22 protein-coding genes are annotated in these 26147 nt (G+C 40.8%); 14 read left to right on the top strand and 8 right to left on the bottom strand.

The features are described from left to right. Nucleotides 1-633: 633 nt before the first annotated feature. The 3 genes from KO561_RS19150 to KO561_RS19140 all read right to left on the bottom strand — a co-directional run bounded on the left by KO561_RS19150 (nucleotide 634) and on the right by KO561_RS19140 (nucleotide 3045). A complete protein-coding gene (locus KO561_RS19150) occupies nucleotides 634-1611 on the bottom strand; it encodes an electron transfer flavoprotein subunit alpha/FixB family protein (protein WP_231094908.1) in 978 nt (325 codons plus the stop codon). Nucleotides 1612-1623: 12 nt separating this feature from the next. Next, entirely contained in the window at nucleotides 1624-2391 is a 768-nt protein-coding gene (locus KO561_RS19145) for an electron transfer flavoprotein subunit beta/FixA family protein (protein ID WP_231094907.1), read from the bottom strand. Between the two features lie 69 nt (nucleotides 2392-2460). Then, nucleotides 2461-3045: a fatty acid metabolism transcriptional regulator FadR gene (locus tag KO561_RS19140; RefSeq protein ID WP_231094906.1), complete on the bottom strand. Its 585-nt coding sequence runs from the start codon at nucleotides 3043-3045 to the stop codon at nucleotides 2461-2463. Between the two features lie 191 nt (nucleotides 3046-3236). Here KO561_RS19140 and KO561_RS19135 point away from each other — a divergent pair, with 191 nt between their 5' ends. The 9 genes from KO561_RS19135 (at nucleotide 3237) to KO561_RS19095 (ending at nucleotide 14862) form a co-directional block, all read left to right on the top strand. Beyond that, a complete protein-coding gene (locus KO561_RS19135) occupies nucleotides 3237-5408 on the top strand; it encodes a heterodisulfide reductase-related iron-sulfur binding cluster (RefSeq protein ID WP_408004830.1) in 2172 nt (723 codons plus the stop codon). 16 nt (nucleotides 5409-5424) lie between these two features. Continuing rightward, nucleotides 5425-7821: a 3-hydroxyacyl-CoA dehydrogenase/enoyl-CoA hydratase family protein gene (locus tag KO561_RS19130; RefSeq protein ID WP_231094904.1), complete on the top strand. Its 2397-nt coding sequence runs from the start codon at nucleotides 5425-5427 to the stop codon at nucleotides 7819-7821. A gap of 17 nt (nucleotides 7822-7838) precedes the next feature. Next, entirely contained in the window at nucleotides 7839-9023 is a 1185-nt protein-coding gene (locus tag KO561_RS19125; RefSeq protein WP_231094903.1) for an acetyl-CoA C-acyltransferase, read from the top strand. 33 nt (nucleotides 9024-9056) lie between these two features. After that, on the top strand, nucleotides 9057-10829 hold the full coding sequence (locus KO561_RS19120; RefSeq protein WP_231094902.1) for an acyl-CoA dehydrogenase family protein: 1773 nt from the start codon (nucleotides 9057-9059) through the stop codon (nucleotides 10827-10829). Nucleotides 10830-10858: 29 nt separating this feature from the next. Then, complete coding sequence (locus KO561_RS19115) at nucleotides 10859-12547, top strand: AMP-binding protein (protein WP_231094901.1); 1689 nt, start codon at nucleotides 10859-10861, stop codon at nucleotides 12545-12547. Between the two features lie 94 nt (nucleotides 12548-12641). Next, nucleotides 12642-13064 (top strand): PaaI family thioesterase, encoded by a 423-nt coding sequence (locus KO561_RS19110; RefSeq protein WP_231094900.1) that lies wholly within the window; start codon nucleotides 12642-12644, stop codon nucleotides 13062-13064. Between the two features lie 138 nt (nucleotides 13065-13202). Then, nucleotides 13203-13514, top strand: a complete 312-nt coding sequence (locus KO561_RS19105; protein ID WP_231094899.1) for a hypothetical protein — start codon at nucleotides 13203-13205, stop codon at nucleotides 13512-13514. A gap of 188 nt (nucleotides 13515-13702) precedes the next feature. Then, the gene (locus KO561_RS19100; protein ID WP_231094898.1) at nucleotides 13703-14224 is read left to right on the top strand and encodes a GrpB family protein; all 522 of its coding nucleotides are present in this window, start codon (nucleotides 13703-13705) and stop codon (nucleotides 14222-14224) included. Nucleotides 14225-14226: 2 nt separating this feature from the next. Next, a complete protein-coding gene (locus KO561_RS19095) occupies nucleotides 14227-14862 on the top strand; it encodes a hypothetical protein (protein WP_231094897.1) in 636 nt (211 codons plus the stop codon). Nucleotides 14863-14881: 19 nt separating this feature from the next. Here the strand turns inward: KO561_RS19095 and KO561_RS19090 are convergent, their stop codons facing one another. Further along, nucleotides 14882-17080 (bottom strand): peptidoglycan-binding protein, encoded by a 2199-nt coding sequence (locus KO561_RS19090; protein ID WP_231094896.1) that lies wholly within the window; start codon nucleotides 17078-17080, stop codon nucleotides 14882-14884. 167 nt (nucleotides 17081-17247) lie between these two features. Between KO561_RS19090 and KO561_RS19085 the strand changes: the two genes are divergently transcribed. From KO561_RS19085 to KO561_RS19070, 4 genes are all read left to right on the top strand, one after another. Continuing rightward, nucleotides 17248-17835: a bifunctional transcriptional activator/DNA repair enzyme AdaA gene (locus tag KO561_RS19085; protein ID WP_231094895.1), complete on the top strand. Its 588-nt coding sequence runs from the start codon at nucleotides 17248-17250 to the stop codon at nucleotides 17833-17835. After that, the gene (locus KO561_RS19080) at nucleotides 17816-18724 is read left to right on the top strand and encodes a DNA-3-methyladenine glycosylase family protein (RefSeq protein ID WP_231094894.1); all 909 of its coding nucleotides are present in this window, start codon (nucleotides 17816-17818) and stop codon (nucleotides 18722-18724) included. The genes KO561_RS19085 and KO561_RS19080 overlap by 20 nt, the downstream gene beginning before the upstream one ends. Beyond that, nucleotides 18717-19202, top strand: a complete 486-nt coding sequence (locus KO561_RS19075; protein WP_231094893.1) for a methylated-DNA--[protein]-cysteine S-methyltransferase — start codon at nucleotides 18717-18719, stop codon at nucleotides 19200-19202. Before KO561_RS19080 ends, KO561_RS19075 begins: the two co-directional genes overlap by 8 nt. Nucleotides 19203-19345: 143 nt before the next feature. Beyond that, complete coding sequence (locus KO561_RS19070) at nucleotides 19346-20077, top strand: hypothetical protein (protein WP_231094892.1); 732 nt, start codon at nucleotides 19346-19348, stop codon at nucleotides 20075-20077. Nucleotides 20078-20174: 97 nt separating this feature from the next. On the opposite strand, the gene KO561_RS19065 is transcribed toward KO561_RS19070, so the two are convergent. The 3 genes from KO561_RS19065 to KO561_RS19055 form a co-directional block, all read right to left on the bottom strand. Further along, nucleotides 20175-21002: a zinc ribbon domain-containing protein gene (locus KO561_RS19065; protein ID WP_231094891.1), complete on the bottom strand. Its 828-nt coding sequence runs from the start codon at nucleotides 21000-21002 to the stop codon at nucleotides 20175-20177. Between the two features lie 32 nt (nucleotides 21003-21034). After that, nucleotides 21035-22501 (bottom strand): zinc ribbon domain-containing protein, encoded by a 1467-nt coding sequence (locus KO561_RS19060; RefSeq protein WP_231094890.1) that lies wholly within the window; start codon nucleotides 22499-22501, stop codon nucleotides 21035-21037. Nucleotides 22502-22705: 204 nt separating this feature from the next. Then, entirely contained in the window at nucleotides 22706-23317 is a 612-nt protein-coding gene (locus tag KO561_RS19055) for a transposase (protein WP_231094889.1), read from the bottom strand. A gap of 347 nt (nucleotides 23318-23664) precedes the next feature. Between KO561_RS19055 and KO561_RS19050 the strand changes: the two genes are divergently transcribed. After that, nucleotides 23665-25623 (top strand): beta-glucoside-specific PTS transporter subunit IIABC, encoded by a 1959-nt coding sequence (locus KO561_RS19050; protein WP_231094888.1) that lies wholly within the window; start codon nucleotides 23665-23667, stop codon nucleotides 25621-25623. A gap of 165 nt (nucleotides 25624-25788) precedes the next feature. Here the strand turns inward: KO561_RS19050 and KO561_RS19045 are convergent, their stop codons facing one another. Then, entirely contained in the window at nucleotides 25789-26052 is a 264-nt protein-coding gene (locus tag KO561_RS19045; protein ID WP_231097271.1) for a hemerythrin domain-containing protein, read from the bottom strand. Nucleotides 26053-26147: the final 95 nt, after the last annotated feature.

Raw genomic sequence — 26147 nt, 5'->3', positions numbered from 1 at the left:
TAAGGTAGCTTCTGTTTCCTATTAATTCTCTTTACTTGTACAGCCGATTATAGCTGTTTCTAGACCACTCCCTTTAAACAGGAATTATTATCATTATCCTGCAATAAAAGTCAATTTTACAAGTATCATGACTTATATCCGCGAAATTTGTTCAAATGTGTCTATGTCATAAGTCCTTGTTGATAGTATATTAGATGTAGACTAAAGGTTGCGGTTAAGGGTGGGATGATGAGAATGGTCTCCATAGAGAATTGTCAGCCTGGAATTAAGCTAGGGAAAGCTATCTATAATGAAAAAGGAAAAGTACTTTTATTTTGATGAGGGGGATGAAGAAAAATGAAAATCCTTTTTTTATGGATTTTTATAACAGTGTATGTCATTTCGTATCTTTCAATTTATAATTATCTTAATCAAGTTGTAACTGCTATTATCTTCAACTTTCTATTTCTAGGGTTATCTATATATTTGTTAAGACAATTTGTTCGAGAAAAAAACAAACAGAACGTTATTTTATATAGTTTATTAGCTCTGTTTATTCTTCTGTGTATAGGTCTGATGGTTTTTTAGTCTATATTTACGGATAAACATCCGTGAAACAAGAAAATTTGGGTGGTGCCACCACCCGAATTTTCTTTAATTTGTTGCCACGACTTTGCGGAATTCTTCTGTCAATAGTGGAATGACTTCGAATATATCTCCGACAATGCCATAATCAGCAATTTTAAAGATTGGAGCTTCGGAATCTTTGTTAATAGCTACAATAATTTTGGACTGACTCATCCCAGCCACGTGCTGGATTGCTCCGCTGATACCGCAGGCAATATAGATCTCTGGTGTGACTACTTTTCCGGTTTGACCAATTTGTAAGGAGTAGTCACAGTAGCCTGCGTCACACGCTCCACGGGAAGCACCGACGGCTCCACCTAATACGTCTGCCAACTCTTCTAACGGCTTGAAGCCTTCGGCACTTTTTACCCCACGACCACCAGCGACAACTACTTTTGCTTCGGTTAAATCCAACTTTCCGGATGTTTTGCGGACGACTTCCTGTATAACAGTGCGTATGGACGAAGGTTTCTGATAGCTTACATGCTCTACTTCAGGAGTACCCTGCGCTGAATCTGATTCAATATTATTTGGACGAACTGTCAATACCCATGGCACACTTTGGAATGTTTTCTGTTCAAAGGCTTTTCCGGCATATATAGGACGAGTGTATAACGTGCCTTCCACAGAGCTATCGATGGCGGTCACATCTGAAATTTGCCCTGCGTTAAGTTTCGCTGAGATGACCGGTGCCAGGTCTCGGCCAACTGCTGTATGACCAAATACAATTCCTTCTGGGTTTTCTGAATCTAGAACTTGCGAAAGGGCATTAGAATAGGCTTCCGGATTATAATTTTCTAAGTCTGTATCATCCACTACAAAGACTTTTTCGACATCAAGAGAGGACAGAGTATCCTGTAACCCTCCCAGGTCGGATCCTAATACTGCCAGATGTATAAGGTCCCCTTCACTAGAAGATAATTTAGCAGCTTGAATAGCCTCATAGGTTACTTGACGCAGCTTTCCATCACGTTGCTCTGCAACAACTAAGATTGTTTTACTCATGAATAGGCCTCCTTATATCACTTTCGATTTATTTTTTAATTGGTCCACAAGCTCTTTCACTTGATCAGACACTTCTCCGGATAACATTCTTCCTTCTTCTCTTTCAGGAGGAAGGGAAATATTTTTACGCTCTGTTTTAGCAACAAGGTCCCCTTCGGAAATATCCAGATTATCTAAAGAGAGCTGTGTAAATGGCTTTTTCTTTGCTTTCATGATTCCAGGTAAGCTAGGGTAACGAGGTTCATTTAGTCCTTGTTGTGCTGTGAATAGCGCCGGTAGGGTAACCTCCACCGTTTCCTGATCACCTTCCGCGTCCCGAGTTGCTGTTGCTTTGCCATCTGCAATGTTAAGCTCCGTTATGGACCCAACGTGTGGCATATCAAGTAGCTCTGCTAAGCGGATGCCTACTTGGCCACCACCGCTATCCACGGAAAAGTAACCACCTAAGACTAGGTCAACAGATTGGCTACCTAAGTAAGACGCTAGGATCTTCGACACACTGTATTCATCAGAACCAATCCGTTCGTCTGAGATAAGTACAGCTTCGTCTGCACCCATTGCTAGAGCAGTTCTCAACGCTTCCGTACTTCTTTCAGGTCCCACTGAGACAACGTAAATGCTTCCATCTTGTGCGTCGCGAATTTGAATGGCTTCTTCTACCGCGTATTCGTCGTACGGGTTAATAACAAATTGAACCCCGTCCTCTGTGATTTGACCATTCTCAATGGCAATTTTCTCTTCTGTATCAAAGGTCTGCTTTAAAATAACGTAAATGTTCATGAATCCTTCTCCTTTCAGATTGTAGAAGCTTTATGATAGAAGCAAAGGGATTGCGTGTATGCAACCACCTTATGCTTTTAATCCCTTTAAAAAGAACTCAACAGTCTTCTCAACTTGCTCCGATAACGAATATTTTTGTCCTGCAATCAACCAAGTGGTCACTACTTCATCCATTGCACCGAAAAGCAGTAAGCGCGTAAGCTTCACATCTAAATCTGCTCGGAATGTCCCGTCTTCCATACCTTTACGAATAACGCCTTCCAGCAACTTGATGTACGGTTTAACGGTTTGCCCGATTGCTTTTCTCATTTCTAAGTTGCTTTGCCGTAGCTCGATTTGCGTCACGTATGCGAGTGGAACATTTGCCTCAAGCTCTGTGTAGTGGATTCTACATATTTCCTGAATGGCCTCAGCCGCGTCCGTGATGTGCTCAATACTTGCTTCAAACTTTCCAACTAGTTCTCCAAGCTTTTCTCGAAATAAGGAAATGAGGATGTCTTCTTTATTTTTAAAGTACAAATAAATCGTTCCATCCGCGACCCCTGCAACCTTTGCAATCTTAGAAACTTGCGAGGCGTGATACCCGTTTTCGGCAAAAACTTGGAGAGCGCCTTCGAGGATTAAATGATATTTTTCTTTTTTTCTACTTGTCATAATGGCACCCCAGTGTTAAAATTTAATCAACCAATGAATGAATGGTCATTCATTTTTCTTAATCATATTCGAATTCCTTGGAAGTGTCAATGATTATCAGAGGAATTTTACTAGTCTTTTTGATTAAGAGTTTCATATCTTGGTTGTAAGAATTGAAAATTTATGCAGAACAGTAATTTTACTAGAAAGGAATGGTCGTTGTGGGTTGGCAGTGGGTGCAATTTTTTGCCTTCTTAATTGTAAGCGGTTACAGCTTGTATCTGTTTGCGAAGGTTGTCTATCATCGTTATTTATACGTAAAGCTTGGGCAGCCCGTCACGATGGAAAAACAGTTGAAGGAGCGATTTAAAACCGCTGTTGTTCAAGTATTGGGGCAGCAAAAGCTCTTAAAGGATAAGAAGAGCGGTATCATGCATGTGGTTATCTTTTACGGGTTTATCATTCTACAATTTGGAGCGTTAGACATTATTGTAAAAGGACTTGGTGCAAAGGGGCTACCCATTCCTGGGTACCATGTATTTGGCCTCATTCAAGAGATTACCGTCTTCCTCATCTTTTTAGCGGTAGGCTATGCTGCATACCGTCGCTACGGGGAGAAGTTAGCTCGTTTAAAAAGAGGCTGGAAGCCGAGTATCGTTATTTTCTTAATTTTTTCCTTAATGTTTACCGTCTTATTTACATTAGGTTTTGAACGAATCATTCATGATATGGACTTTTCCTGGTATGCGCCGGTTTCTTCTATGATTGCTGCTGCCTTTTCCGGAGTGGGAACGACAGCAGCTACCGTTTTCTTCTATATCTTCTGGTGGGCGCATTTACTGATTTTACTTTCTTTTCTCATTTATGTACCACAATCGAAACACTTTCACCTTATGGTCGCACCGATCAATATTTTACTTAGAAAAACCGAACCAGTTGGAAAATTAACATCATTAGATTTAGAGGATGAAGAAGCTGAATCCTTTGGTGTCGGAAAGATTGAAGACTTTACGCAAAAGCAAATGATTGATTTTTACGCTTGTGTTGAGTGTGGACGTTGTACGAATGTATGTCCAGCATCCAACACAGGAAAAATTCTTTCTCCCATGCATTTAATTGCGAAATTACGAGATCACTTAACGGAAAAAGGAGCCGTTCTTACATCGAAGTCACCTTGGGTACCAGCATATGCTTTCTCTGAATCTGGCTCTCATTCGTTCCAACATCCAGATGGTGGATTGGATACAAACTGGAGCAGCGATTCCATCACAAACATTGAACCAACCATCAGCCTCCAAAAAATGCTTTGGTCAACAGGAGAGAAGAAAGCCGAGGATATGAATCTTATCGGTGACGTGATGACCGGAGAAGAAATTTGGGCATGTACGACTTGCCGAAACTGTGAGGATCAATGTCCTGTAGGCAACGAGCATGTTGATAAAATCATCGATTTACGTAGACACCTTGTTTTGATGGAAGGTAGTGTACCACAGGAAGGACAACGGGCGATGCAAAACATTGAGCGTCAAGGGAACCCTTGGGGAATCAATCGAAATGATCGCGCGAAATGGACCGAAGATATTGATGGAATTCCAGTTCCTACTGTGAAAGAAAACCCCGATTTTGATGTTTTATACTTTGTTGGCTCAATGGGCTCTTACGATAACCGTAGTTTAAAAGTATCTAGAGCTTTTGCGAGATTACTAAATGAAGCGGAAGTGAACTTTGCCATTCTTGGTAATGAAGAGAAGAACTCCGGGGACACTCCTCGCCGTATGGGGAACGAGTTGCTTTTCCAGGAGCTTTGTATGGAAAACATTGCGACGTTCCAGAAATATAACGTGAAGAAGATCGTAACCGCTTGTCCGCATACGTTTAATACATTAAAAAATGAATATCCAGAGTTTGGTCTGGAAGGGGTAGAGGTGCTTCACCATACAGAACTATTGGATCAACTGGTGAAACAAGGAAGACTCTCCCCGCAATATGAACTGAACGAACGTATTACGTATCACGATTCTTGTTATCTAGGACGCTATAACAATATATATGATCAGCCTAGAGATATCCTTCGAGCCATTAAAGGGGTGGAAGTCGTAGAGATGGACCGTAGCCGGGAAAACGGCATGTGCTGTGGTGCTGGTGGCGGCATGATGTGGATGGAAGAAACAGCTGGGAAACGTGTAAATATCGCACGAACCGAGCAAGCGTTAGAAGTGAATCCAACCATCATTAGTAGTGCTTGTCCATTCTGTCTTACCATGCTAGAGGATGGAACAAAATCGAAGGAAGTGGAAGAAAGAGTTCGAGCAAGAGATATTGCCGAAATTCTAGAGGAAGCTGTATTTGGTGTAGGTGTAGAGAAAGACAAAAAGGCGATGTAAATTAGGAGGGAAAAGTATGGCAAGAAACATTCGAAAGGCAGCCGTTATCGGCTCTGGTGTCATGGGTGCAAGTATTGCAGCCCATCTCGCTAATGTAGGAATCCCAACATTCCTTCTCGATATTGTTCCTAAGGACGTAACGGAGGAGGAAAAAAAGAAAGGACTAACATTAGATAGTCCTGTGGTAAGAAATCGACTAGCAACAAGTGCCATTAAAAAACTAAAGAAAACAAATCCAGCACCTTTGTATGATTCTGATTTCGCATCCTTGATTACACCAGGGAATATAGAAGACGACCTGGTCAAAATTAAAGAGGTTGATTGGGTTATCGAAGTAGTAGTAGAAAATCTAGCTATTAAACATCAGCTTTATGAAAAGATTGAGCAGGTTTGGGAAGAAGGCATTGTCGTAAGCTCCAATACATCAGGTATCTCTATCAATGCAATGGTGGAAGAAAGAAGTGACGCTTTTAAAGAGCATTTCCTAGGTACCCATTTCTTCAACCCACCAAGATATATGAAACTATTAGAAATCATTCCTGGTGACCAGACGAATCCGGAACTGGTGGAATCAATGAAACAATTTGGGGAGAAGAAGCTAGGAAAGGGAGTTGTTCTAGCCAAGGATACACCTAACTTTATCGCCAATCGAATAGGCACGTACGGACTCTTAGTAACTTTGTCGGAAATGATGCAAGAAGGGTATTCCGTAGAGGAAGTAGACGCTGTAACAGGTCCCGCTATGGGGCGTCCAAAGAGTGCCACATTCCGTACACTTGACTTAGTTGGTCTGGATACATTCGTTCACGTTGCTCACAACGTGTTTGAAAAAGTAAGCGATGAACAAGAGAAAGCAGTATTTGATGTTCCTCCAGTCCTTAAAGATATGGTCGATAAAGGTTGGATTGGAGAAAAAGCTGGTCAAGGTTTCTATAAAAAGATAAAGAACGAAAAAGGAAAACAAATTCTATCTCTAAATCTAGAAACGATGGAATACGATGCTCAACAAAAGGTGAGTGGAGCTTCCTTAGAAGCTGCAAAGCTAGCAAAGGGCTCCAAGAAAAAGGTGCAAGCATTGTTGAGTGGGAAGGATCGTCATTCGGAGTTAGCTTGGAACATTCTCAAACAGGTACTTATTTATTCTGCTGAGAAAGTAGGAGAGATTGCCGATACGATTGTTGAAATCGATGAAGCCATGAAGTGGGGCTTCAACTGGGAGTTAGGACCATTTGAGACATGGGATGCAATTGGTTTAACTCGCTCTGTTCAAAGGATGGAAGCAGAAGGCCTAAACGTTCCGGAATGGGTGAAGGATTGGATTGCGGAAGGGCATGAGTCTTTCTACACGAAAGAAAACCAACAAACCCTTTATGCATTCAGTGGAGCCTTCCATGCCAAGGAAGAAAAGCCAGAGATTATTACGCTACGTTCCTTAAAAGAACAGAATAAAGTCATTAAAGCAAATAGTGGTGCTAGTTTGATAGATTTGGGAGACGGAATTGCCTGCTTGGAGTTCCATTCTCCGAATAACGCCATTGGTGCCGATATTCTTCTCATGATTCAGCAGAGCATGGAAGAGGTTCGTCAAAATTATGAAGGATTAGTGATTGCAAACCAAGGTCGCAACTTCTGCGTCGGTGCTAACCTTATGATTCTGTTAATGGAAGCACAAGACGAAGAGTGGGATGAAGTCGATCAAATCATTCGCATGTTCCAAAACACCATGTACACTCTAAAGCATTTTGAAAAGCCTGTTGTCGCAGCTCCTCATCGAATGGCTTTAGGTGGTGGAGTAGAGGTTTGTATGCCGGCTGATCAAGTTGTGGCTGCAGCTGAAACCTATTATGGATTGGTAGAAGTTGGGGTTGGCTTAATCCCTGCCGGTGGCGGCTGTAAAGAATTAACACTTCGCTTAAGTCAATCGGTTACAAATCGAGAAGCGGACCTTCAGCCCTATGTGAATCAAATCTTTGAAAACGTAGGAATGGCAAAAGTATCGACAAGTGCTGCTGATGCGAAAAAACTTGGCTACATGCGCCAAACAGACACTTTTATAACGAACCAAGACCATCTCATCTATGAAGCGAAAAAGGCAGCTCTTCAGCTTGTACAAAACGGGTACACTCCGAAACCGGAAGAAAAAATCCGTGTAGTTGGAAGAGATGGAAAAGCGGTCATGCAGTTAGGCGCTCATCAAATGAAACTTGGAGGCTTGGTTAGTGATCACGACTATCTGATTGCGAATAAGCTTGCACACGTTTTGGCAGGTGGAGATGTACCAGCAGGAACATTAGTAACCGAGCAATACATGCTGGACTTAGAAAGAGAAGCTTTCCTAAGTCTTTGTGGAGAGCCAAAAACGCAGCAACGGATGCAATACATGTTAAGTAAAGGAAAGCCATTGCGCAATTAATGAAAAGGGGTGACAGAATGAAGGAAGCGGTTATTGTATCCATTGCTCGTACGGCAGTGGGTCGAGCGAAAAAAGGAACATTAGCACAAACACGTGCAGAAGATTTAGGGAAAACCGTATTAGAAGCGGTCGTAGAACGAGCGCCGGGCTTAAAAAAGGAAGATGTAGAGGACATCATTATTGGTTGTGCCATGCCAGAAGGGGAACAAGGGCTTAACTTTGCAAGAACGATGTCTCTCTATGCAGGGTTTCCAGTAACGACACCAGCGCTAACCATTAATCGATTCTGCTCCTCGGGACTGCAGTCGATTGCATTTGCAGCAGAGAGAGTGATGCTTGGGCATGCAGATGTCATTATTGCGGGAGGTGTAGAGAGCATGAGCCATGTCCCGATGACAGGCTTCAAACTCGCTCCACACCCGAAAATTGTGGAGGAACTTCCAGAAGCTTATATGGGCATGGGCTTTACCGCGGAGGAAGTCGCCAGTCGTTTTGGAGTATCACGAGAAGACCAAGATGCCTTCGCCGCATCTAGTCATCAAAAAGCTGCGGCCGCGATCAAGGAAGGTAAATTCCAGGAAGAAGTCGTTCCTGTTCACACATCTTTATCTGGTGTGGATGACAGCGGCAAGCGATGGGAAAAACAAGTCACGTTCGATACCGATGAAGGGGTTCGTGAAGGAACAACAGCAGAAGTGCTGGGAGGACTACGGCCAGCTTTTAAGCAAAAAGGCACCGTTACGGCAGGAAACTCCTCCCAAATGAGTGATGGGGCAGCAGCTTGCGTCATCATGAGTAAAGAAAAAGCGGAGGAGTTAGGATTAAAGCCTTTAGCAACCTTCAAATCCTTTGCTCTTTCCGGTGTGGAACCAGAAATCATGGGTGTAGGACCCATTAAGGCCATTCCAAAGGCATTAGAAATGGCTGGTGTTAGCAAGGAGGATGTGAAGCTGTTTGAAATCAACGAAGCTTTTGCTTCCCAATGCTTACAAGTTATTCGAGAGCTAAATATTGATGAAGACATCGTCAATGTAAACGGTGGTGCCATTGCTTTAGGTCACCCACTAGGTTGTACAGGTACAAAGCTAACTTCTACCTTGATTCATGAGTTAAAGCGTCGTGGTGGAGGCTACGGAGTGGTATCTATGTGTATTGGTGGCGGTATGGGAGCCGCTGGTGTGTTTGAGGTTCATGCGGATTAAGTCCGTTATTTTAAAACAAAGGGGAAATGGAACATGGCAGTGAAAACGGTTGGTGGAAGTTTTATTATTGAGGATGTAGATTTTCAATCTATCGTAACACCGGATGAGTTGACCGATGAACAAAAGATGATAGCAGATACAACACGAGATTTCGTCGATGGTGAAGTGTTACCAAGAGATGAAGAAATCGAAGGCTTGAACTATGATCTAACGGTTGAATTGCTACAAAAAGCTGGAGAGTTAGGCTTATTAGGTGCCGATATTCCAGAAATGTATGAAGGGCTTGGGTTGGATAAGGTGAGTACTACACTCATTAGTGAACGCTTATCGAAGGCATCTTCCTTTGCCCTATCTCTAGGAGCACATGTGGGAATTGGAACTCTTCCTATTGTCTATTTTGGAACGGTTGAACAAAAGAAAAAATATTTACCACAGCTTGCCACAGGAGAGAAGATTGCCGCGTATTGCTTAACAGAGCCATCCTCTGGATCTGACGCACTAGGAGCGAAAACAACGGCGACCTTGTCGGACGACGGAAAATATTATATCTTGAATGGTACGAAACAGTTTATTACGAATGCTGGATTTGCCGATGTCTTTATCGTCTATGCCAAAGTAGACGGAAAAGATTTCAGTACCTTTATTGTAGAAAGAACGATGGACGGATTGAGCATTGGACCGGAAGAAAAGAAAATGGGTATTAAAGGTTCATCCACTTGTCCATTGATTTTAGAAGATGTAAAGGTTCCTGTAGAAAACCTGCTATGGGAGGTTGGAAAAGGCCATCTCATCGCCTTTAACATTCTAAACATCGGCCGTTACAAGCTTGGTGTTGGCGGTCTTGGTGGAGCAAAAGAGATTATTGAGCTTTCCGTTAAGTACGCAAACGAAAGAACACAGTTTTCCAAACAAATTTCGAATTTCCCACTTATCCGTAACAAGCTAGCTGATATGAACATTCGTACGTTTGCCTTAGAAAGCATGGTCTATCGTACTGCAGGTATGATGGATGAAGGCATGAGTGATATCGATTTTAATAGTCCAGATGCTGGGGTTGCTTCCGCAAAAGCTATTGCAGAGTTTGCCCTAGAATGCTCGATTAACAAAGTGTTCGGCTCGGAAGTGCTAGATTTTGTAGCGGATGAAGGCGTACAAATTCACGGTGGTTACGGCTTTATTCAAGAATATAAAGTAGAACGTATTTATCGGGATTCTAGAATCAATCGTATTTTCGAAGGAACGAATGAAATCAATCGTCTTCTAATCCCAGGAACCTTAGTTAAACGAGCAATGAAGGGTGAGCTACCACTTATGCAAAAAGCTCAAGCCCTACAATCCGAACTGCTCACACTCATACCTGGTCAAACCTTTGAAGGTCTTTTAGAACAAGAACAGCATTTGATCTCCATGGCGAAAAAGATGTTCCTTATGGTCGGCGGTCTGGCCGTTCAAAAGTATCAACATAGGCTGGAAGAGGAACAAGAGGTGCTTAGTCATTTAGCGGATATCATGATTCAAGTGTTCGCTGCAGAAAGCGCTTACTTGAGAACGAAAAAACTGATTGATAAGCAAGGAGAAGAAAAAGCAGCAAATGCTATAGCGATGACACAAGTCTTTGTACATGAAGCTTTTGATAAAATCGAATCCTTAGCAAAGGATGCTTTAGCTGCTATTGAATCTGGAGATATGCTTCGTGCTCAATTGTCTGTGTTGAAAAAGCTTGCTCGCCGGACACCGGTTAATACAGTTGGACTGAAACGCGAAATTGCAGAACGTGTTGTTGCTTCTGAGAGATACGTAGTGTGATTTAGAAAGCCAAAAAGGGGTGTTTGAAAATGTCAGAAAAAGTATGGTTAAAGCATTACCCCAAGGAAGTTTTGCCTTCCTATGACTATCCGAAGCAAAACTTGGCGCAATTTTTATTAGACGCTGCGGCTAACTATCCGGAACATACAGCACTGTATTTCCTTGGTCGAAAAATGAAGTATAAAGAATTACTAAGTGAAACGTATCGGTTTGCAAATGCGTTACAAAAGCTAGGCATTCAAAAGGGCGATCGGGTAGCTATTATGCTCCCGAACTGCCCGCAAGCTGTTATTGCTTATTATGGTTCGCTACTAGTGGGTGCCATTGTGGTGCAAACGAACCCGACTTATATGGAGCGAGAGCTTGATCATCAGCTTAATGATTCGGGGGCTAAGCTGTTAATTGGATTAGATATTTTGTTCAAGCGAATTTCTAAAGTGGTTCCACAAACGAAAGTGGAAAACGTAATCTATACGTCCATTAAAGATTACTTACCATTTCCGAAAAATGTGTTATACCCAATTAAAGCGAAAAAAGAAGGGCAATCACTCGATGTAGATTATTCTGAAAATGTTCTTTCCTTTAAACGAGTATTGGATGATGCTTCCGATTCACCAGTGCAAGTCAACATCGACTCAGAGCATGATTTAGCACTTCTTCAGTACACGGGAGGGACGACAGGTTTATCAAAAGGGGTTATGCTCACCCACCACAATTTAGTGGCGAATACGATTCAATCTCGTGCCTGGAGTTATCGTAGTGAAGAAGCGAAAGAAAGCTATTTAGCTGTCCTGCCATTTTTTCATGTGTTTGGCATGACGGTGTTGATGAATCAATCTGTTAGACTTGCGGGGACATTGCTTTTGTTACCGAAGTTTGATGCGGACGAGTCGCTTAAACTTATAAACAAAATGAAACCGTCTATTTTTCCGGGAGCACCTACGATGTATATAGCCCTTATCAATCATCCAAAGATTGGTGATTTTGATTTGTCATCCATTGAAGTTTGTATTAGTGGGGCGGCTCCACTCCCTGGAGAGGTACAGGAAGTCTTTGAACAAGTTACCGGTGGAAAGCTTCTTGAAGGCTATGGACTAACGGAGGCTTCTCCCGTAACACATGCCAATAACATTTGGGGAAAACGCAAGCTTGGATCCATTGGCATTCCGTTTCCGGATACAGATGCTCGAGTTGTAGATCCTGAAACAGGGGAAGAGTTGGAACTAGGAGAAGTTGGCGAGCTTATTGTAAAAGGTCCACAAGTCATGAGAGGGTATTGGAACCAGCCTGTTGAAACTAGTAAAACATTACGAGAGGGCTGGCTGTACACGGGCGATATGGCTGTGATGGATGATGAAGGCTTCTTCTACATTATGGATCGAAAAAAAGACCTCATCATTGCAGGTGGATTTAATATCTATCCTCGTGAGGTAGAAGAGGTATTGTTTGATCATCCTGCTGTTATGGATGTGGTAGTAGCAGGTATCCCGGATCCGTATCGTGGGGAAACGGTGAAAGCTTATGTTGTGCTGAAAAATGGGACGCAAACAGACGAACAAGAATTAGAAGCATTTTGTCGAGAACGATTAGCCTCTTATAAAGTACCGCGCAGCTATGAATTCAGGGACAGTCTTCCAAAAACGTTAGTTGGAAAAACGTTGCGTCGAGTAGTTGTTGAGGAAGAGAAAAAGAAATTAGAAACGAGTAATGAATCATAAAGCTTAGTTCATGCTTTGAAAGGGAATGCGGACCGCGGTTGTTCCAACTGGAGCCCGCGGTTTTTTGCACCTATATATGAGGAAGGGTGAAACGATGAATAAAGCAACCTCCTTTGATTGGGATAGCTATATTGCGAAGCTGGTAAAAGATGCAGACAAAACGTTTTGGGGATACTTGGGTTGTGAAATGATAGAATTGGGTCAAAAACACGTGATTATCTCCTTAGATGTAAAAGATCACCATCTTAATTTACTTAGCATTTTACACGGTGGAGTTCACGCAAGTATGTTAGATAATGCTATGGGACTTGTAACGATGGCATCAAGACCGGAGGAAAGCACCGTTACGACGAATCTAAACATTCACTTTATGTCGCAAATAAAAAAACAAAAAATAACGGTGTATGCGGATATTATTCATGAATCAAGGACCATGCTAACCACAGAAGGAAGGATTGTGGACGAAAGCGGAGCGGTTTGTACGATTGGTACGGGGTCTTTTCGGGTGATTAAGTAATATAACACATATTAGTGGAATAAGATATCGTAGGGGGAGCTTTTACAGCTTCCTCTATTTTCAATAGAGGATAACAAGAGATACAACTTATATGATATAATTTCTTTCGTTTAAAGATTTCAGAAAGGAGGATATGAAATGTCAACTTCAAGGGTATTGAAATGGGTATCAGGTGGGTTAGAAGCTTTTCTAGGCATCCCGTTTTTGGGTGGAGTAGTCGTGGTTTCTCTTTTTTGGGCACCATTAGGCATCATGTTAGCCTTACATATTATCACTTTAGTTTTAACGAAAAGAGATGGCGGGGATTCTGTAGGAAGCATTTTAGGAATAGTTACGTCTTGTATCGCGTGGATTCCTTTCGTAGGAATGATCATGCACATTCTTTCTGCAATTTTTCTTATGATTGATGCTGCAAAACCGGATAACGAAGAATCGGATCATGCTGCTTAAAGACAAAGCTATCTTTTATGATGCTTATCAACAGTTAGGTGTAAACTAATGGTTGGTATGGGGTCATTTGAGATAGCTTTTTCCTATTTTGCGGGCAGGCGTTACAAAGAGGAATAGCCCTTCGGAAATTAAATCTTTTGTTACAATGGGTTCATGTAGTCGTGATTAGTATGGTGAGGTGCGTAGTGATGAGAAAAGTAGATGTTTTACCTTATCAAGAGGGTTGGAAGTCCTTATTTGAAGAGGAAGCGGATCATCTGAGTCGTATTTTCGGTGAGGAACTAATAGCTATCCATCATATAGGCAGTACCTCCGTAAAAGGACTAAAGGCAAAACCAATCATTGATATCATGCCTGTAGTGAAAAATATTCATCAGGTGGATGGCTTTAACGATTCCATGATTGCAATTGGCTATGAGCCTAAAGGAGAAAATGGGATTCGAGGGAGACGTTATTTTCAAAAAGGTGGAGATAATCGGACCCATCATGTACATATATACGAAAACAAAAGTCCGGAGATCATACGCCATCTTGCACTCCGAGACTATTTACGGGCATTCCCAGAGGAAGCCAAAGCCTACGGAGACTTAAAAGAAAGACTCGCGAAAAAGTTTCCGTATCAAATCGAATCTTACATTCAAGGTAAAGAAAGATTTGTATCCGAATTGGAACAAAGAGCTTTAGCTTGGCATCAGAAAAGGGGAGATTGAGTGTGAATCAAACGGAGTATGTCTGGTATGCCTCTTATGGTTCTAATATGAACAAAGACCGATTCCTGTGCTATATCAAAGGGGGAACTCCGAAGGGATCCACAAGGAAGAATCCGGGCTGCAGGGATCAATCACTGCCTGTTGAGGAAAAGTCATATGTGATGAAGCACCAGCTTTACTTTGCAAAAGAAGCGGCCCAGTGGCAAGGCAAAGGGGTTGCTTTTGTTGACCCCAAAAAGGAGTCGATTTCGCATACTTACAGTTATATGTATTTGATTACGAAGGAGCAATTTTTTGATGTGGTTAGTCAGGAGAATCATGTTTCAAGTGTAGCGTTGGACATAGAGAAAGTGATGGAACAGGGAAACTACTTATACCTTAAAAGTTGGTATGGTAACGTACTATATGTAGGTGAAGAAGGTGGATATCCTGTTTTTACGTTTACTTCTTCAGAAGGGCTGAAGAATGAGGAACTTAATGCCCCATCTTTGGAATACTTAAGTACCATCATGCAAGGACTGAAAAGAGAAGTCGGGTTGTCAGATTCTGAAATGATGGATTATATGGCTGAGGTACCTGGTATTAAAGGGAAGTTAACTCGAGAACAGTTAGAATCATATGTAACCCCAGGGACGTAATGCCCTGGGGTTTGATTGTCTATTTTGCTCTTGTAACGGCATCTAATTTGCTTAATGTAATAGGACTAGCTATCCCATCGGCTTTTAACTTATACTTTTTTTGAAAAGCAATGACAGCACTTTTCGTTGCCGAGTCGTAGGTTCCGTGAACTCTTTTCTTATAGTGGCCCGTTTTCTTTAGTTTATTTTGTAAGTCTGTGACGGCAGACCCTTTTGTCCCGACTTTTAAAGTCGGATATTTTTTTACAGAAGTAGTGGGTTTGGTAACGGCACTCAGCTTTGAAATTGTTGTTGCATTCGCTATTCCATCTGCTTTCAGCTTGTATTTTTTCTGGAACGCAATAACTGCATTCTTTGTAGCAGTATCATACGTTCCGTGGGCTTTGCCCTTATAATGGCGCGTTTTCTTCAGCTTGTTTTGTAAATCGACTACTGCAGAACCTCTCGATCCAACCTTAAGTGTTGGATCTTTCTTCGTGCTACTTTTCACAACATCATTGATTTTCTTGAGTGTCGTTGCATCTGCAACACCGGTTGCTTTCAGTTTATATTTCTTTTGGAAGGCAATGACCGAATTTTTGGTTGCTGTATCAAATGTGCCATTCGTTTTCCCTTTATACAGTCCAAGCTTCTTCAGGTTATTTTGTAGATTCGTCACCGCTGTTCCTTTTGATCCTACTTTTAGGCTAGGAGATGTAACCTTAGGTGGCTGAACAACCGTCGGCTGCTTCGGTACAGTTGGACTTGTTGTTTTTGGTATCAATGCTGTTGTCGGACTTGTTGGTGCAGAAGGAGATACGATTAACATTTGTCCCACATAAATGACATCCGAATTTAATCCATTAATGGCTTTCAATTGTTGGACGGTGAGCTGATACATGCTTGCAATCTTCCATAAGGAATCCCCTGAACGGACAATATACGTGTCATAAGATGTTTCCTTCTCGTCGGGTTCTGGAAGCGCGGGTGGTGCTGTATCGGCATCGTGAGAAATCCAATTTTTATAATCTTGCCAAATAGAGGGATCCTCCTGTCCTAGACTCCAGCTACCGGTCCCTTTGAGATGGTATTTATGAACGAGTTCTAGCTTTGCTTTAATAGAATCAGCATTTTCATACCATATGTGGTAGGTGCCTGAAGATAAGGTGGTTCCAGCTACTGTGAAAGGTGTAGATCCTATTGTTACGGTAGCCTTAGGTGACTTACTTGCTTCATCAAAAGTTACTTTCCCACCATATTCCGCAATCAACTCTTCTACTCTTCGATTGGATATTCCGCGCCCACCTGTTTGAGCTCCCTCTTTCCAATACCGTCCATAAAAAGGAATGCCTAGTACAATTTTTTCGGGAGGAACCTCTTGATTTAAGGCATATTGGATAGATCGCTCTACCCAGTCATAGCTTGCAACAGGGCCTTCTGGGCTTCCTTCATAGCTTTCATCATAGCTCATCACCATTAGGTAATTGGCATACTTTGCAAGCTCCTTGTAATCGTAAGAGCCATGCCATCCTTTTCCCCAACCATTTGGATTAGCAGCTACCGCTACGGAAACCTCTTTTCCTTGAGGGATTTTTTCTCTTAACAACCGAACTAAATCGGTGTAGGCGCTGCGGTCTAAGTCTGTTACATTCTCGATATCCACTTGTACACCATCTAATTGATACGTAGTCATGAACTCTGCAATTTGGCTAGAAAGTTTTTCCCTATTATCTAAAGCGGAGCGGCCAAGGCTTCGGTCCCAGTGATTGCTAAGGAAGGGGACGACCTTTATTCCACGATCATGCATCTCCTTAATGAACGTAGGATCGAACTGTGCTGTTATCTTTAATGAACCGTCTGCATTCAAGTCAAAATAGCTCGGGGAAACGACGCTTAAGTTTCCTTTCGTTCGATCGATTTGTGTGATATAGGATTGCGTGTTTCCGAAGTAGAGATAGGACATATTAAACGTTACCTCGTGGGCCTCTACTTTACTCACAGGGAAGCTAGCTAAAATGGTGGAGCCAGCAACTACAACGATGGTAGCAATCTTTAATTTTGGAAAATGTTTTCGAACGAATGCTCGTGCAGTTTGTTTTAAGGAGTCTTTTCTAGGGTCTCGAGGGTCCAGCTCGACACTAAACTCCGATAAGAAATCTTGCGAATATGTATCTACATGAAGAACAATTTGTAGTTGTCCATTTTGGTCTATCTTTACATCATAATTGTTGAATTTCATAATAGTCACCACCCTTTTCGTAGTATGGTTTGTTCTAAAGTAATGATGTATGTAAACGGGGATTAGTTTGATGATCAGCTCTTGACCATAAGAGCAAGAATAAGGACGAAAAAGGTGACAAAAAGAGGTACAATAGTGTAAAGGACGCACGACTTGGAGGGGATAGCTTGTCCAGCATCGACTTGTCATTTGAAGAAATGTGGAAGATCATTTTGAACTGTGACCGGACTTACGATGGATTATTTTTTACAGCTGTTAAAACGACTAAGATTTATTGCAGACCTTCTTGTAGGTCGAGAAAGCCTAAGAAGAAAAATGTAGAGTTTTTTCTTCTTAAAGCAGAAGTGGAAAGGGCTGGGTATCGTGCTTGTAAAAGGTGTCAGCCGGAGGTGGAGCATTCCCCGCATGTGGATTTGGTTCAGCAGGTTGTAACCTTTTTAGTGAATCACGCAAAAGAAAAAATTACTTTAGATGATTTGGCAAGTCACGTTGGAGTAAGTCCTTTCCACCTAGAAAGAGTTTTTAAGCAGGAGACGTCTGTAACGCCAAGAGGTTATTTAGAAAAAGTACGAATTGGTAAAGCGATTTTTCTGCTGGAAAACACGAGTAAAACTAACCTGGATATTTGTTATGGGGTGGGCTTTAAGAGTCCCTCAAATTTTTATAAAGTATTCAAAAAGTGGATGAAGCAATCCCCTAATGACTATCGAAAAGAGCTTTCTAGGAGTGGATATGATGCGATGGAACGACCATAAGACATGGGTGGAAATTATACCTCCAAATCTGTTCAGTTATGCAGAATGCCTACACTTTTTAAGTAGATCGGATTCTGAAATTTTGCATCAGATTAACGGGGATAGTGTGTACAAGCTTATTGAAATAAAAGAGGCATTTCTTTTGTTGAAGGTGACCTTCGATAGTGGACATTTGATGGTAGAGATTCGGAACAAGGATACTAGTCTAACAGAACGCGAGCAGGTCGCCCGATATGTTTGGGAGTGGTTCGGTTTTGATCAAGACCTAGAAGCTTTCTATCAAATAGCAAATCAGGATGAACTGTTGAAACCAATCGTATCTTTATACGACGGGCTGCGAATAGTCTCCATCCCTGATTTATTTGAGGCACTGACTTGGGCTATTATTGGACAACAAATTAATCTTACGTTTGCTTACAAATTGAAGAAACGTTTTGTAGAGACTTATGGTTCGTCCCTTTCTTTCGATGGGAAAACGTATTGGATCTTTCCATCGGCTCAAATCGTAGCAAACTTCCAGGTAGAGGATTTGACCGCGCTTCAATTCAGTGCGAGAAAAGCGGAATATGTGATTGGAGTTGCTCAGGATATAGCAGCGGGAAAAAGGAGTAAGAAATCTCTTCTGGACATGCAGTCTTATTCGAATATCCATGCTGAATTAGTTTCGGTTCGAGGGGTAGGGGCTTGGACAGCAGATTACTGTATCATGAGATGTCTTCAACACCCGTCTGCTTTTCCGATTGCAGATGTTGGACTACATAATGCTTTAAAAAAGCGGTTGAATTGGGATCGAAAACCGTCATTGGAAGAAATAAAGGAATGGTCGAAAGCCTGGGAAGGATGGGAAGCCTTCGCTACATTTTATCTATGGAGGTATTTAGATGAATAAGGATTACACGGTAGACTTAGACTCCCCGATTGGAATTTTAGAAATTACTGGTTCTGGGGAATCGGTGCACGCGATTCATTTTACGGATAAAAAAGAAGTGACCAATGAGAGAGTGGAAGGACGCTCTGGTGCTGTAGAAGCTTGTTACGCTCAACTTATAGAGTACTTTAATGGAGAACGGATTGAGTTTGATTTTCCATATGCCTTAACGGGTACAGATTTTCAGAAGAAAGTGTGGCAAGCATTGACTGCAATACCTTATGCGGAAGTAGGATCGTACAAAGATATCGCGATTCAAATTGGGAATGAAAAAGCGGTACGAGCGGTTGGGAGTGCGAATGGTAAAAATCAAATCCCTATCGTCGTTCCGTGCCACCGCATCATTGGAGCGAACGGATCTCTTACCGGATATGCGGGAGAGCTTTGGAGAAAAGAGTGGCTGTTGGAACACGAAAAGAAGATAATAAACCAAATTTAAAGAAAAGTAATCGGCTTTAAATGATGGTGGATCGCTACCCCCTTTTGGAGAAAAGGGGTTTCTTTATATAACATAGTGATCTGTCCCTTATTCCATCTCCTGTGCATAGGATAATAGAAAAGTGACAAAGGTGGTGTGAACAAGTGGGGATATTTTTTAACATTGGGAAACACCCTGGAATATTTAAAAGTAAGACAAAGCCAAGGGAACGTAACCAAGAAAATTTTAAAATAAATTACTTCACCGAGATGGTGGAAGAACAGAAAAAAATGAATGAAAAGCTTCTTGGTTCCTTGCATGATTTACGGGTGTTAAATCAGCAGCAGGAACATCGAAAAGCGAAGCACTGGAATGAGATTGGAGAACAGCTAGAAGAGCTTAAAGAAAGCAGTCTTCAGCATGAACAATTTGAAAATAAAACGAAAGAATGGCTAACAAAATTAGATGCTAACAATCTAGAACTTCAAAAAACACTTCAAGAAGAAGGGCTACTAAACCAAGAAATGCTGGATCAGTTGAATCACTTAACGGAGTCTAATCAAAAGATAATCCACCAGTTGGGACAGTATCAGGATTTGCAAGATCAACTAAATGATCTTATGGAACTAAACAAGAACATGTCCGAGAAAATGGATGGTAATGAAGATAAGCAGGAAAAAGTTATCGATCGGTTAGAAAACCAAGAAGCACTCATGGAAAAAACAACACGCCAATTGGATAACCTGCGGTCTGTCATCTATGAACGTGCGAGTCACCTAACCGAGCAAATAGAAGAAGGCTACAATCTTACATCCACTTTCTTTTATAAATTAATAACAGGATCCAACCAACCATTAAACCTGCTCATGATGCGAGAAGAAAAAGAAAAGAAATAGCAGTGGCAGTGCCACAGTGGCAGTGCCTGTCACGACCCGAATTTTGTCGAATAAAAAAGCTCTTTAGAACCGTAAATTCTAAAGAGCTTCTTCACTATTAAAAACCAAATGATAGGAAGGATGATATGACGGATTTCACTGCTTCGAATAAGAAATCACCCATTATATACAACAAGATAAAGATGACTACATAAGTTAACAGTGAACCATAAAATGTGTCCAAGCCTTGGTTTCCATTACGTTTAAAGCTAGCGATTACGAGTGGTGGAACCATGAACATAGATCCGCTCATTCCGATAAGCAGAATCACTAAAGAGAAGTTCACTTTTAAGATGCTTAGTAAGAGAGCTATTAATAAAATTGCAACAAATGGAACTAAGAAGGAACCGAATCGTCCGATAACTTCTTTCACATTTACTTGAACTTTACCTAATGTGATAGCTCCGAAACAAGTTATTGCCACTAAAACAATAAATACAAAATAAGCAAAAAACGGCTTTACAACGACATCGCTAAATGGAGGGGTGAAAGCTTCAGCTGAACCACCAAAAAGACCTCCACTGAATGTATCGATATCGGAAATGAGACCTTTAAGTGTAAAGAAGAAAATCAAAGGAATGAAAAGTGCATATAAGACCATTGTAATAATTCCGTTAACAAATTGATCGCTACCGGACATATAGCTATTTTCATAAGGTTTTTTTAGACGGTCGACAAAATGCCCGAAGTATTGCTTCGACACGTTTTTTGTAGTCTCTAAATATTGGTTTGATTCCTGTTCGTTTTTCGTTGATTGAGCTGCTGTGCTCTCATCCACTGACGCTTGAACCGTTGCAGCTGTTTCGTTAACAGCAGTTAAATTCGCTCCGCATTTTTCACAAAAGTTTCCACCTTGATTTTCGTGGTTACAATTTGGACAGATCATGTTATCATACCTTTCCTGTTGTTATAAATAAATCACTTTGCCCAAGTAGACGTGTACTTGGTAGGACTTTCTTCTTTATATTCATGGATATTCTCGCTATTAAAGCCCCAGCTATAGCCATAATCTTCTACTAGCCATTTCTTTTGATCTTCATCATAGACTAAGGAGTAGCTCAAATCCGACATATTTTCACTTGGTTGTGGACTATCGTCCTTATAATAATGGTCACTGTTATAGTATTCTGTAACTTCTACTACAACTTCCCACTGATTGGTATCCGAGCTTTTAGATAGATAAAAGGAATCTAGGTTAAACGATGTTCCTAAGTAACTACCAGTGTAAAGATACCCACTTTCTTTACCATCTTCAATTTCAGTTACATACTCTTCTATTTTTTCAGGAGTGGCTGTAGTAATCTTGGTTGTATCCCCACTTGTATAGGCGGCAATCCATTCCTTAGCATGTAAAACAACAGTATCCATAATAGATTGTTGGAAGTCTTTATCCTGGGTTAAGTCAAATTCCACTTCAGAACTATCAATTACAATTTCATCCGACTTCATTTTACCCCAAGGCATCTCAGCAAGTACTTGTAGGCTTAAGGAACCATCTGTTACAACTGGTCCAAAAGAAGAGTTTTTAAATGGATTTGTATCTATTTCTTTTCCGTTAAGGAGAACTTTACCCTTTAAGTCCGTACCATCTATGTATGAATAAAGGTTAACTTCTTCCCCTTCCAGGTACATATCTACATCTTGTTTTTCTGTACCACTTAAAAATACTTCCTGTTTACCAGTTAACGTGACATAGTCATTTTTTAAGTTCGCCTCTACGGTGTAAATACCTGGTAAGTATGGTCCAACTGTTTTAGAATATTCCGCTTTATCTGCTTGGGCAACTTCCTTGCCGTTAACCTTTAAAACAGTATCCTGATAGTTCGTATAAAGGGACATATAAACAGGCTTAATTGTAATTTTATAAGTATCAAAAAATAAGACCTTCTTGCCTTTCTCTAAGTTTATAAGTCCAGTAATCATAGATTCATCTGCGGAATCTTGGTTTTCTTTTGTTTGAGCGTTCAAGGAATCATAGTGTTTCGACTGTTCTTTTAATGTTTCCACTATGTATGGCACTTGTTCCGGATTTTGCTTGATGTACTTCATAAATCCTTTTAAAGCTTCTTCATTCATTTTTAACTTTTTGTCTGTGGATGTTAATAATTTCGCTAGAGCTTCATCATCCTTTTCGTTCAGAGCAGATTCAACTTGAGCGATTTGACGTTCTTTACTAGTTAGATATTCCCCTAGTTTGTAGCCGCCAAATATGACGCATAGGAGTATAGCGCCAACTATAAGTAGTAGTTTTGTTTTAGGGTTTACTGATTTAGACGGTGGCTTTGGTGTTAGAGCAGAGTCCTCTGAATGAATTGCATGGCCACATTCTTTACAAAAGTTTGCTTCAAGTGGTAAAGTTGCTCCGCATTCTTTACAATGTTGCATAATATTCTCAGTCCTCTCTGATGATTTACTAATTTAAAAAAATCCTCCCATCTAAAAATTCTCTGTTTTTGTATTGCTTTACTATTATAAAGTAAAATACGACAAAAAGTACATTAAATTTCCATAATAAGAAAAAACTATAGTCTCAATTTACTATATCGGTGCCTGTCACCACTCGATATTTGTAGAATAATGACGAAAGGGTTAGTTCTTTTTAAAAGCGTTTATCCTTGTTTTTCGTTCAAAATGCTTAAGCTTATAGTTCATTAGATGATCCCGGTATAATTTTTTTCTGTTATTTGGTGACCCTTGAAATGGTGTGAGCAAGGTTTCTAAGTTTAAAAAGGGGAATGAGTAGTGTTTCTGAAAAGGTCTTTGGTTTGTAAAGTAACTGTAGCTACACCACTTGTAATCAGCAGGATTAGTTGCCAGACCTGCAGAAACGGGGTTTAAGTGAATGTAGGAGCTAACATTCAATAATGCAATCGGATCGGGGATAATGCTGTCGTAAAACCGTTCTTCAAAAACATGACCAGTTAAGTTGTACCTGGTATTGAAGTAGGACGCATACCGCTTATTAATTAGGGACATCACCTTGGAAATCGGCTGATCATGAGATCGAAGAAGAATGTGGAAATGGTTCGTCATGAGGCAATAACACGCTATTTCAAAGGGCTGACGTTCGTGTACATAGTTCATGATACGGAATAATGATAAGTAGTCCTGATCAGATAAAAATAATGCATCTCTTCTATTTCCGCGACAAACGATGTGGTAAAAGTAATCTGGTAACCAATCTCTTTTCTTTCTTCCCATACAATCACTCCTTTTTTGCAAAATGTATCGGAAACTGTTTTATGGAGCAAATGACCAAATCGACAAAACTCGGGTTGTGGCAGGCACCAAAATTAAATTTCACTATTCGACAAAAACCGGGTCGTGACAGGCACCTGAGTCAACATCCCATAAACTGCCAAAAAATATTTTGAAAAAAGGTATTGTAAACGGTTTCTTGTGGTGCTATACTCAACACATCAGTTAGGAATGTTACCACATTCGGGCATAACCTGAGCTGATATGAACGCACTTATTGTGTGCATATGTTCATATCGGTTCAGGTTTTTTATTTGCCAAAAAATAAAAATAGAAGGAAGGGTCAACTCATGAAATATGAGCAATTGGCTAAAGACATCATTGAAAATGTCGGCGGAAAAGAAAACGTTAACAGTGTAGTACACTGCATTACTCGCTTACGTTTTAAATTGAAAGACGAAAGCAAAGCAAATACAGACGTGTTGAAAAACATGGACGGTGTTGTAACGGTTATGAAGAGTGGTGGACAATACCAAGTTGTTATTGGTAACCACGTACCAGATGTATATAAGGATGTAGTAGAAATTGGTGGATTCGCTAACCAAGCAGCATCTGATGATAACGAAAGCGATGATAATCAAGGCGCATTTAGCAAATTTATTGATATTATCTCAAGTATTTTCACTCCTGTACTAGGTGTTTTAGCAGCAACAGGGATGATCAAAGGATTTAACGCACTATTTGTAGCAGTAGGATTGTACCCAAACACTTCCGGCACTTATCAAATTTTAAACGCAGTTGGGGATTCTTTATTCTACTTCTTCCCAATCTTCCTAGGCTACACAGCCATTAAGAAGTTTGGTGGAAGTCCGTTTATTGGGATGGCCATTGGTGGCGCGTTAGTGTATCCAACGCTAACTCAAATCACAGCAGGTGAACCACTTTATACGCTATTCTCAGGTACAATGTTCCAATCACCAGTGTTCATTGAATTTTTAGGAATTCCAGTTATTCTAATGACGTATTCATCATCTGTTATTCCAATCATTTTAGCAGCATTCTTTGCTTCTAAAGTGGAAAGCTTTTTCAGAAAAACAATTCCAGATGTAGTAAAAACATTTTTAGTACCATTCTTAACTCTTTTAGTTGTAGTACCAATCACATTCATCGTAATTGGACCAATTGCAACATGGGCAGGTTCTTTAATCGGAGCAGGTACGATTTGGGTGTATGACCTAAGCCCAATCATTGCAGGAGCAATCTTAGGTGCTTTCTGGCAAGTGTTTGTAATCTTCGGTCTTCACTGGGGTCTTATCCCAATTGCAATTAATAACCTTACAACACAAGGTGCTGACCCAGTTCTAGCAATGGTCTTTGCAGCATCCTTTGCACAAATTGGAGCCGTGCTTGGTGTATGGTTAAAAACGAGAGACCAAAAAATTAAAACCCTTAGTATCCCAGCATTCATCTCTGGTATATTCGGGGTTACAGAACCAGCAATCTACGGTATTACCTTACCGAAAAAACGTCCATTCATTATGAGTTGTATCGCAGCAGGTATTGGTGGAGCAACACTAGGAATATTCGGTACAAAAGTGTATATGGTTGGTGGGTTAGGAATCTTCGGTATCCCTTCTAACATCGGGCCTAACGGATTAGATATGGCATTCTGGGGCTCCATTATTTCCATAACGCTTGCTTTCATCCTAGGTTTCGTGCTTACGTACCTATTCGGAATGGGCAAAAACAATGAAGGTGTAGAGCCAAAAGAAACAGAAAAAAAAAAGCCTCTTGAAGGCACAGTAAAAGAATCAGAAGTAGTAGTTAGTCCTTTAAATGGTCAAGTACAACCTTTATCTACGATTAAAGACGAGTTATTTGCATCAAGAGCACTAGGAAAAGGAATTGCCATTGAACCATCGGAAGGGAAGCTCTACGCGCCTGTTTCTGGAACCGTATCTGCATTGTTTCCAACAAAGCATGCGATTGGTATCACAACAGACAACGGAGCGGAAGTTCTTATCCATGTTGGAATGGACACGGTTCAATTGGAAGGAAAATTCTTTTCCGCTCACATTGAAAAAGGCGACCAAGTAAAGCAAGGTCAACTTCTTCTAGAATTTGATATAGAAGGAATTCAGTCAGCAGGATACTTGGTTACGACACCGATGATCGTTACAAACTCCGAGCAATTCGATGTTGAGGCTTTAGATGAAAAAAGAAGCATTACGGCTAGTGAGCCTGTAATCACTTTAAATCCAAACAGCATTGTTGAGACAGAAGGTAACGTATCTCCATTATTATCGTAACATTCCTGATATCTGATGCAGTCAGCAAGGACTTAGCTCCTTGCTGGCTTATTTTTTCCTATCAACAAATAAAATCAAGCTTGACCGCAATGAGGATTTCTACTCTATACGTGCTTTCGTAAAAAAGGAAGAATCCAATTACGATTCTCCCCTAGAAACGTAGCCCTATTTTAGTAAAGGCGCCAAATCTTCTAGCATATCATCAGGCAAAGCTTCCTCAATAAAAGGAAAAATTACTCTTTCTTCTTTTCGTATATGCTTCTCTAACAACTCACCAAGCTCTTGAAACAATGCTGAATTAGGATCGAATTTTTCTATTTGGAAAATAAGGGATCTAATCTGCACGTGCTCAAGGAGCATTTCCCGAATTTCCTCACGATCTAGCGAGCCCGTAAATCGCATAATGCGGAAGAAGGATTTCTTCTTCATCACGAAAATGTTGTTGTCCGCTATTCTCCCAGAACCAGATTAATTCATTTTTCAAAAGATTGTCAGCAAGCACCGCCTTCTCTGTGCCAGAACGC

Origin of the sequence: Radiobacillus kanasensis (assembly GCF_021049245.1) — a bacterium.
GTDB lineage: Bacteria > Bacillota > Bacilli > Bacillales > Amphibacillaceae > Radiobacillus > Radiobacillus kanasensis.
This window is presented reverse-complemented; position numbering and strand designations above follow the sequence as displayed.

Excerpts from the sequence above, each read along its gene's own strand:
- KO561_RS19150 (WP_231094908.1), bottom strand. The coding sequence starts at position 1,611 with ATGAGTAAAACAATCTTAGTTGTTGCAGAGCAACGTGATGGAAAGCTG.
- KO561_RS19145 (WP_231094907.1), bottom strand. The coding sequence starts at position 2,391 with ATGAACATTTACGTTATTTTAAAGCAGACCTTTGATACAGAAGAGAAA.
- KO561_RS19140 (WP_231094906.1), bottom strand. The coding sequence starts at position 3,045 with ATGACAAGTAGAAAAAAAGAAAAATATCATTTAATCCTCGAAGGCGCT.
- KO561_RS19135 (WP_408004830.1), top strand. The coding sequence starts at position 3,237 with ATGGTCGTTGTGGGTTGGCAGTGGGTGCAATTTTTTGCCTTCTTAATT.
- KO561_RS19130 (WP_231094904.1), top strand. The coding sequence starts at position 5,425 with ATGGCAAGAAACATTCGAAAGGCAGCCGTTATCGGCTCTGGTGTCATG.
- KO561_RS19125 (WP_231094903.1), top strand. The coding sequence starts at position 7,839 with ATGAAGGAAGCGGTTATTGTATCCATTGCTCGTACGGCAGTGGGTCGA.
- KO561_RS19120 (WP_231094902.1), top strand. The coding sequence starts at position 9,057 with ATGGCAGTGAAAACGGTTGGTGGAAGTTTTATTATTGAGGATGTAGAT.
- KO561_RS19115 (WP_231094901.1), top strand. The coding sequence starts at position 10,859 with ATGTCAGAAAAAGTATGGTTAAAGCATTACCCCAAGGAAGTTTTGCCT.
- KO561_RS19110 (WP_231094900.1), top strand. The coding sequence starts at position 12,642 with ATGAATAAAGCAACCTCCTTTGATTGGGATAGCTATATTGCGAAGCTG.
- KO561_RS19105 (WP_231094899.1), top strand. The coding sequence starts at position 13,203 with ATGTCAACTTCAAGGGTATTGAAATGGGTATCAGGTGGGTTAGAAGCT.
- KO561_RS19100 (WP_231094898.1), top strand. The coding sequence starts at position 13,703 with ATGAGAAAAGTAGATGTTTTACCTTATCAAGAGGGTTGGAAGTCCTTA.
- KO561_RS19090 (WP_231094896.1), bottom strand. The coding sequence starts at position 17,080 with ATGAAATTCAACAATTATGATGTAAAGATAGACCAAAATGGACAACTA.
- KO561_RS19080 (WP_231094894.1), top strand. The coding sequence starts at position 17,816 with ATGCGATGGAACGACCATAAGACATGGGTGGAAATTATACCTCCAAAT.
- KO561_RS19075 (WP_231094893.1), top strand. The coding sequence starts at position 18,717 with ATGAATAAGGATTACACGGTAGACTTAGACTCCCCGATTGGAATTTTA.
- KO561_RS19065 (WP_231094891.1), bottom strand. The coding sequence starts at position 21,002 with ATGATCTGTCCAAATTGTAACCACGAAAATCAAGGTGGAAACTTTTGT.
- KO561_RS19060 (WP_231094890.1), bottom strand. The coding sequence starts at position 22,501 with ATGCAACATTGTAAAGAATGCGGAGCAACTTTACCACTTGAAGCAAAC.
- KO561_RS19055 (WP_231094889.1), bottom strand. The coding sequence starts at position 23,317 with ATGGGAAGAAAGAAAAGAGATTGGTTACCAGATTACTTTTACCACATC.
- KO561_RS19050 (WP_231094888.1), top strand. The coding sequence starts at position 23,665 with ATGAAATATGAGCAATTGGCTAAAGACATCATTGAAAATGTCGGCGGA.
- KO561_RS19045 (WP_231097271.1), bottom strand. The coding sequence starts at position 26,052 with ATGAAGAAGAAATCCTTCTTCCGCATTATGCGATTTACGGGCTCGCTA.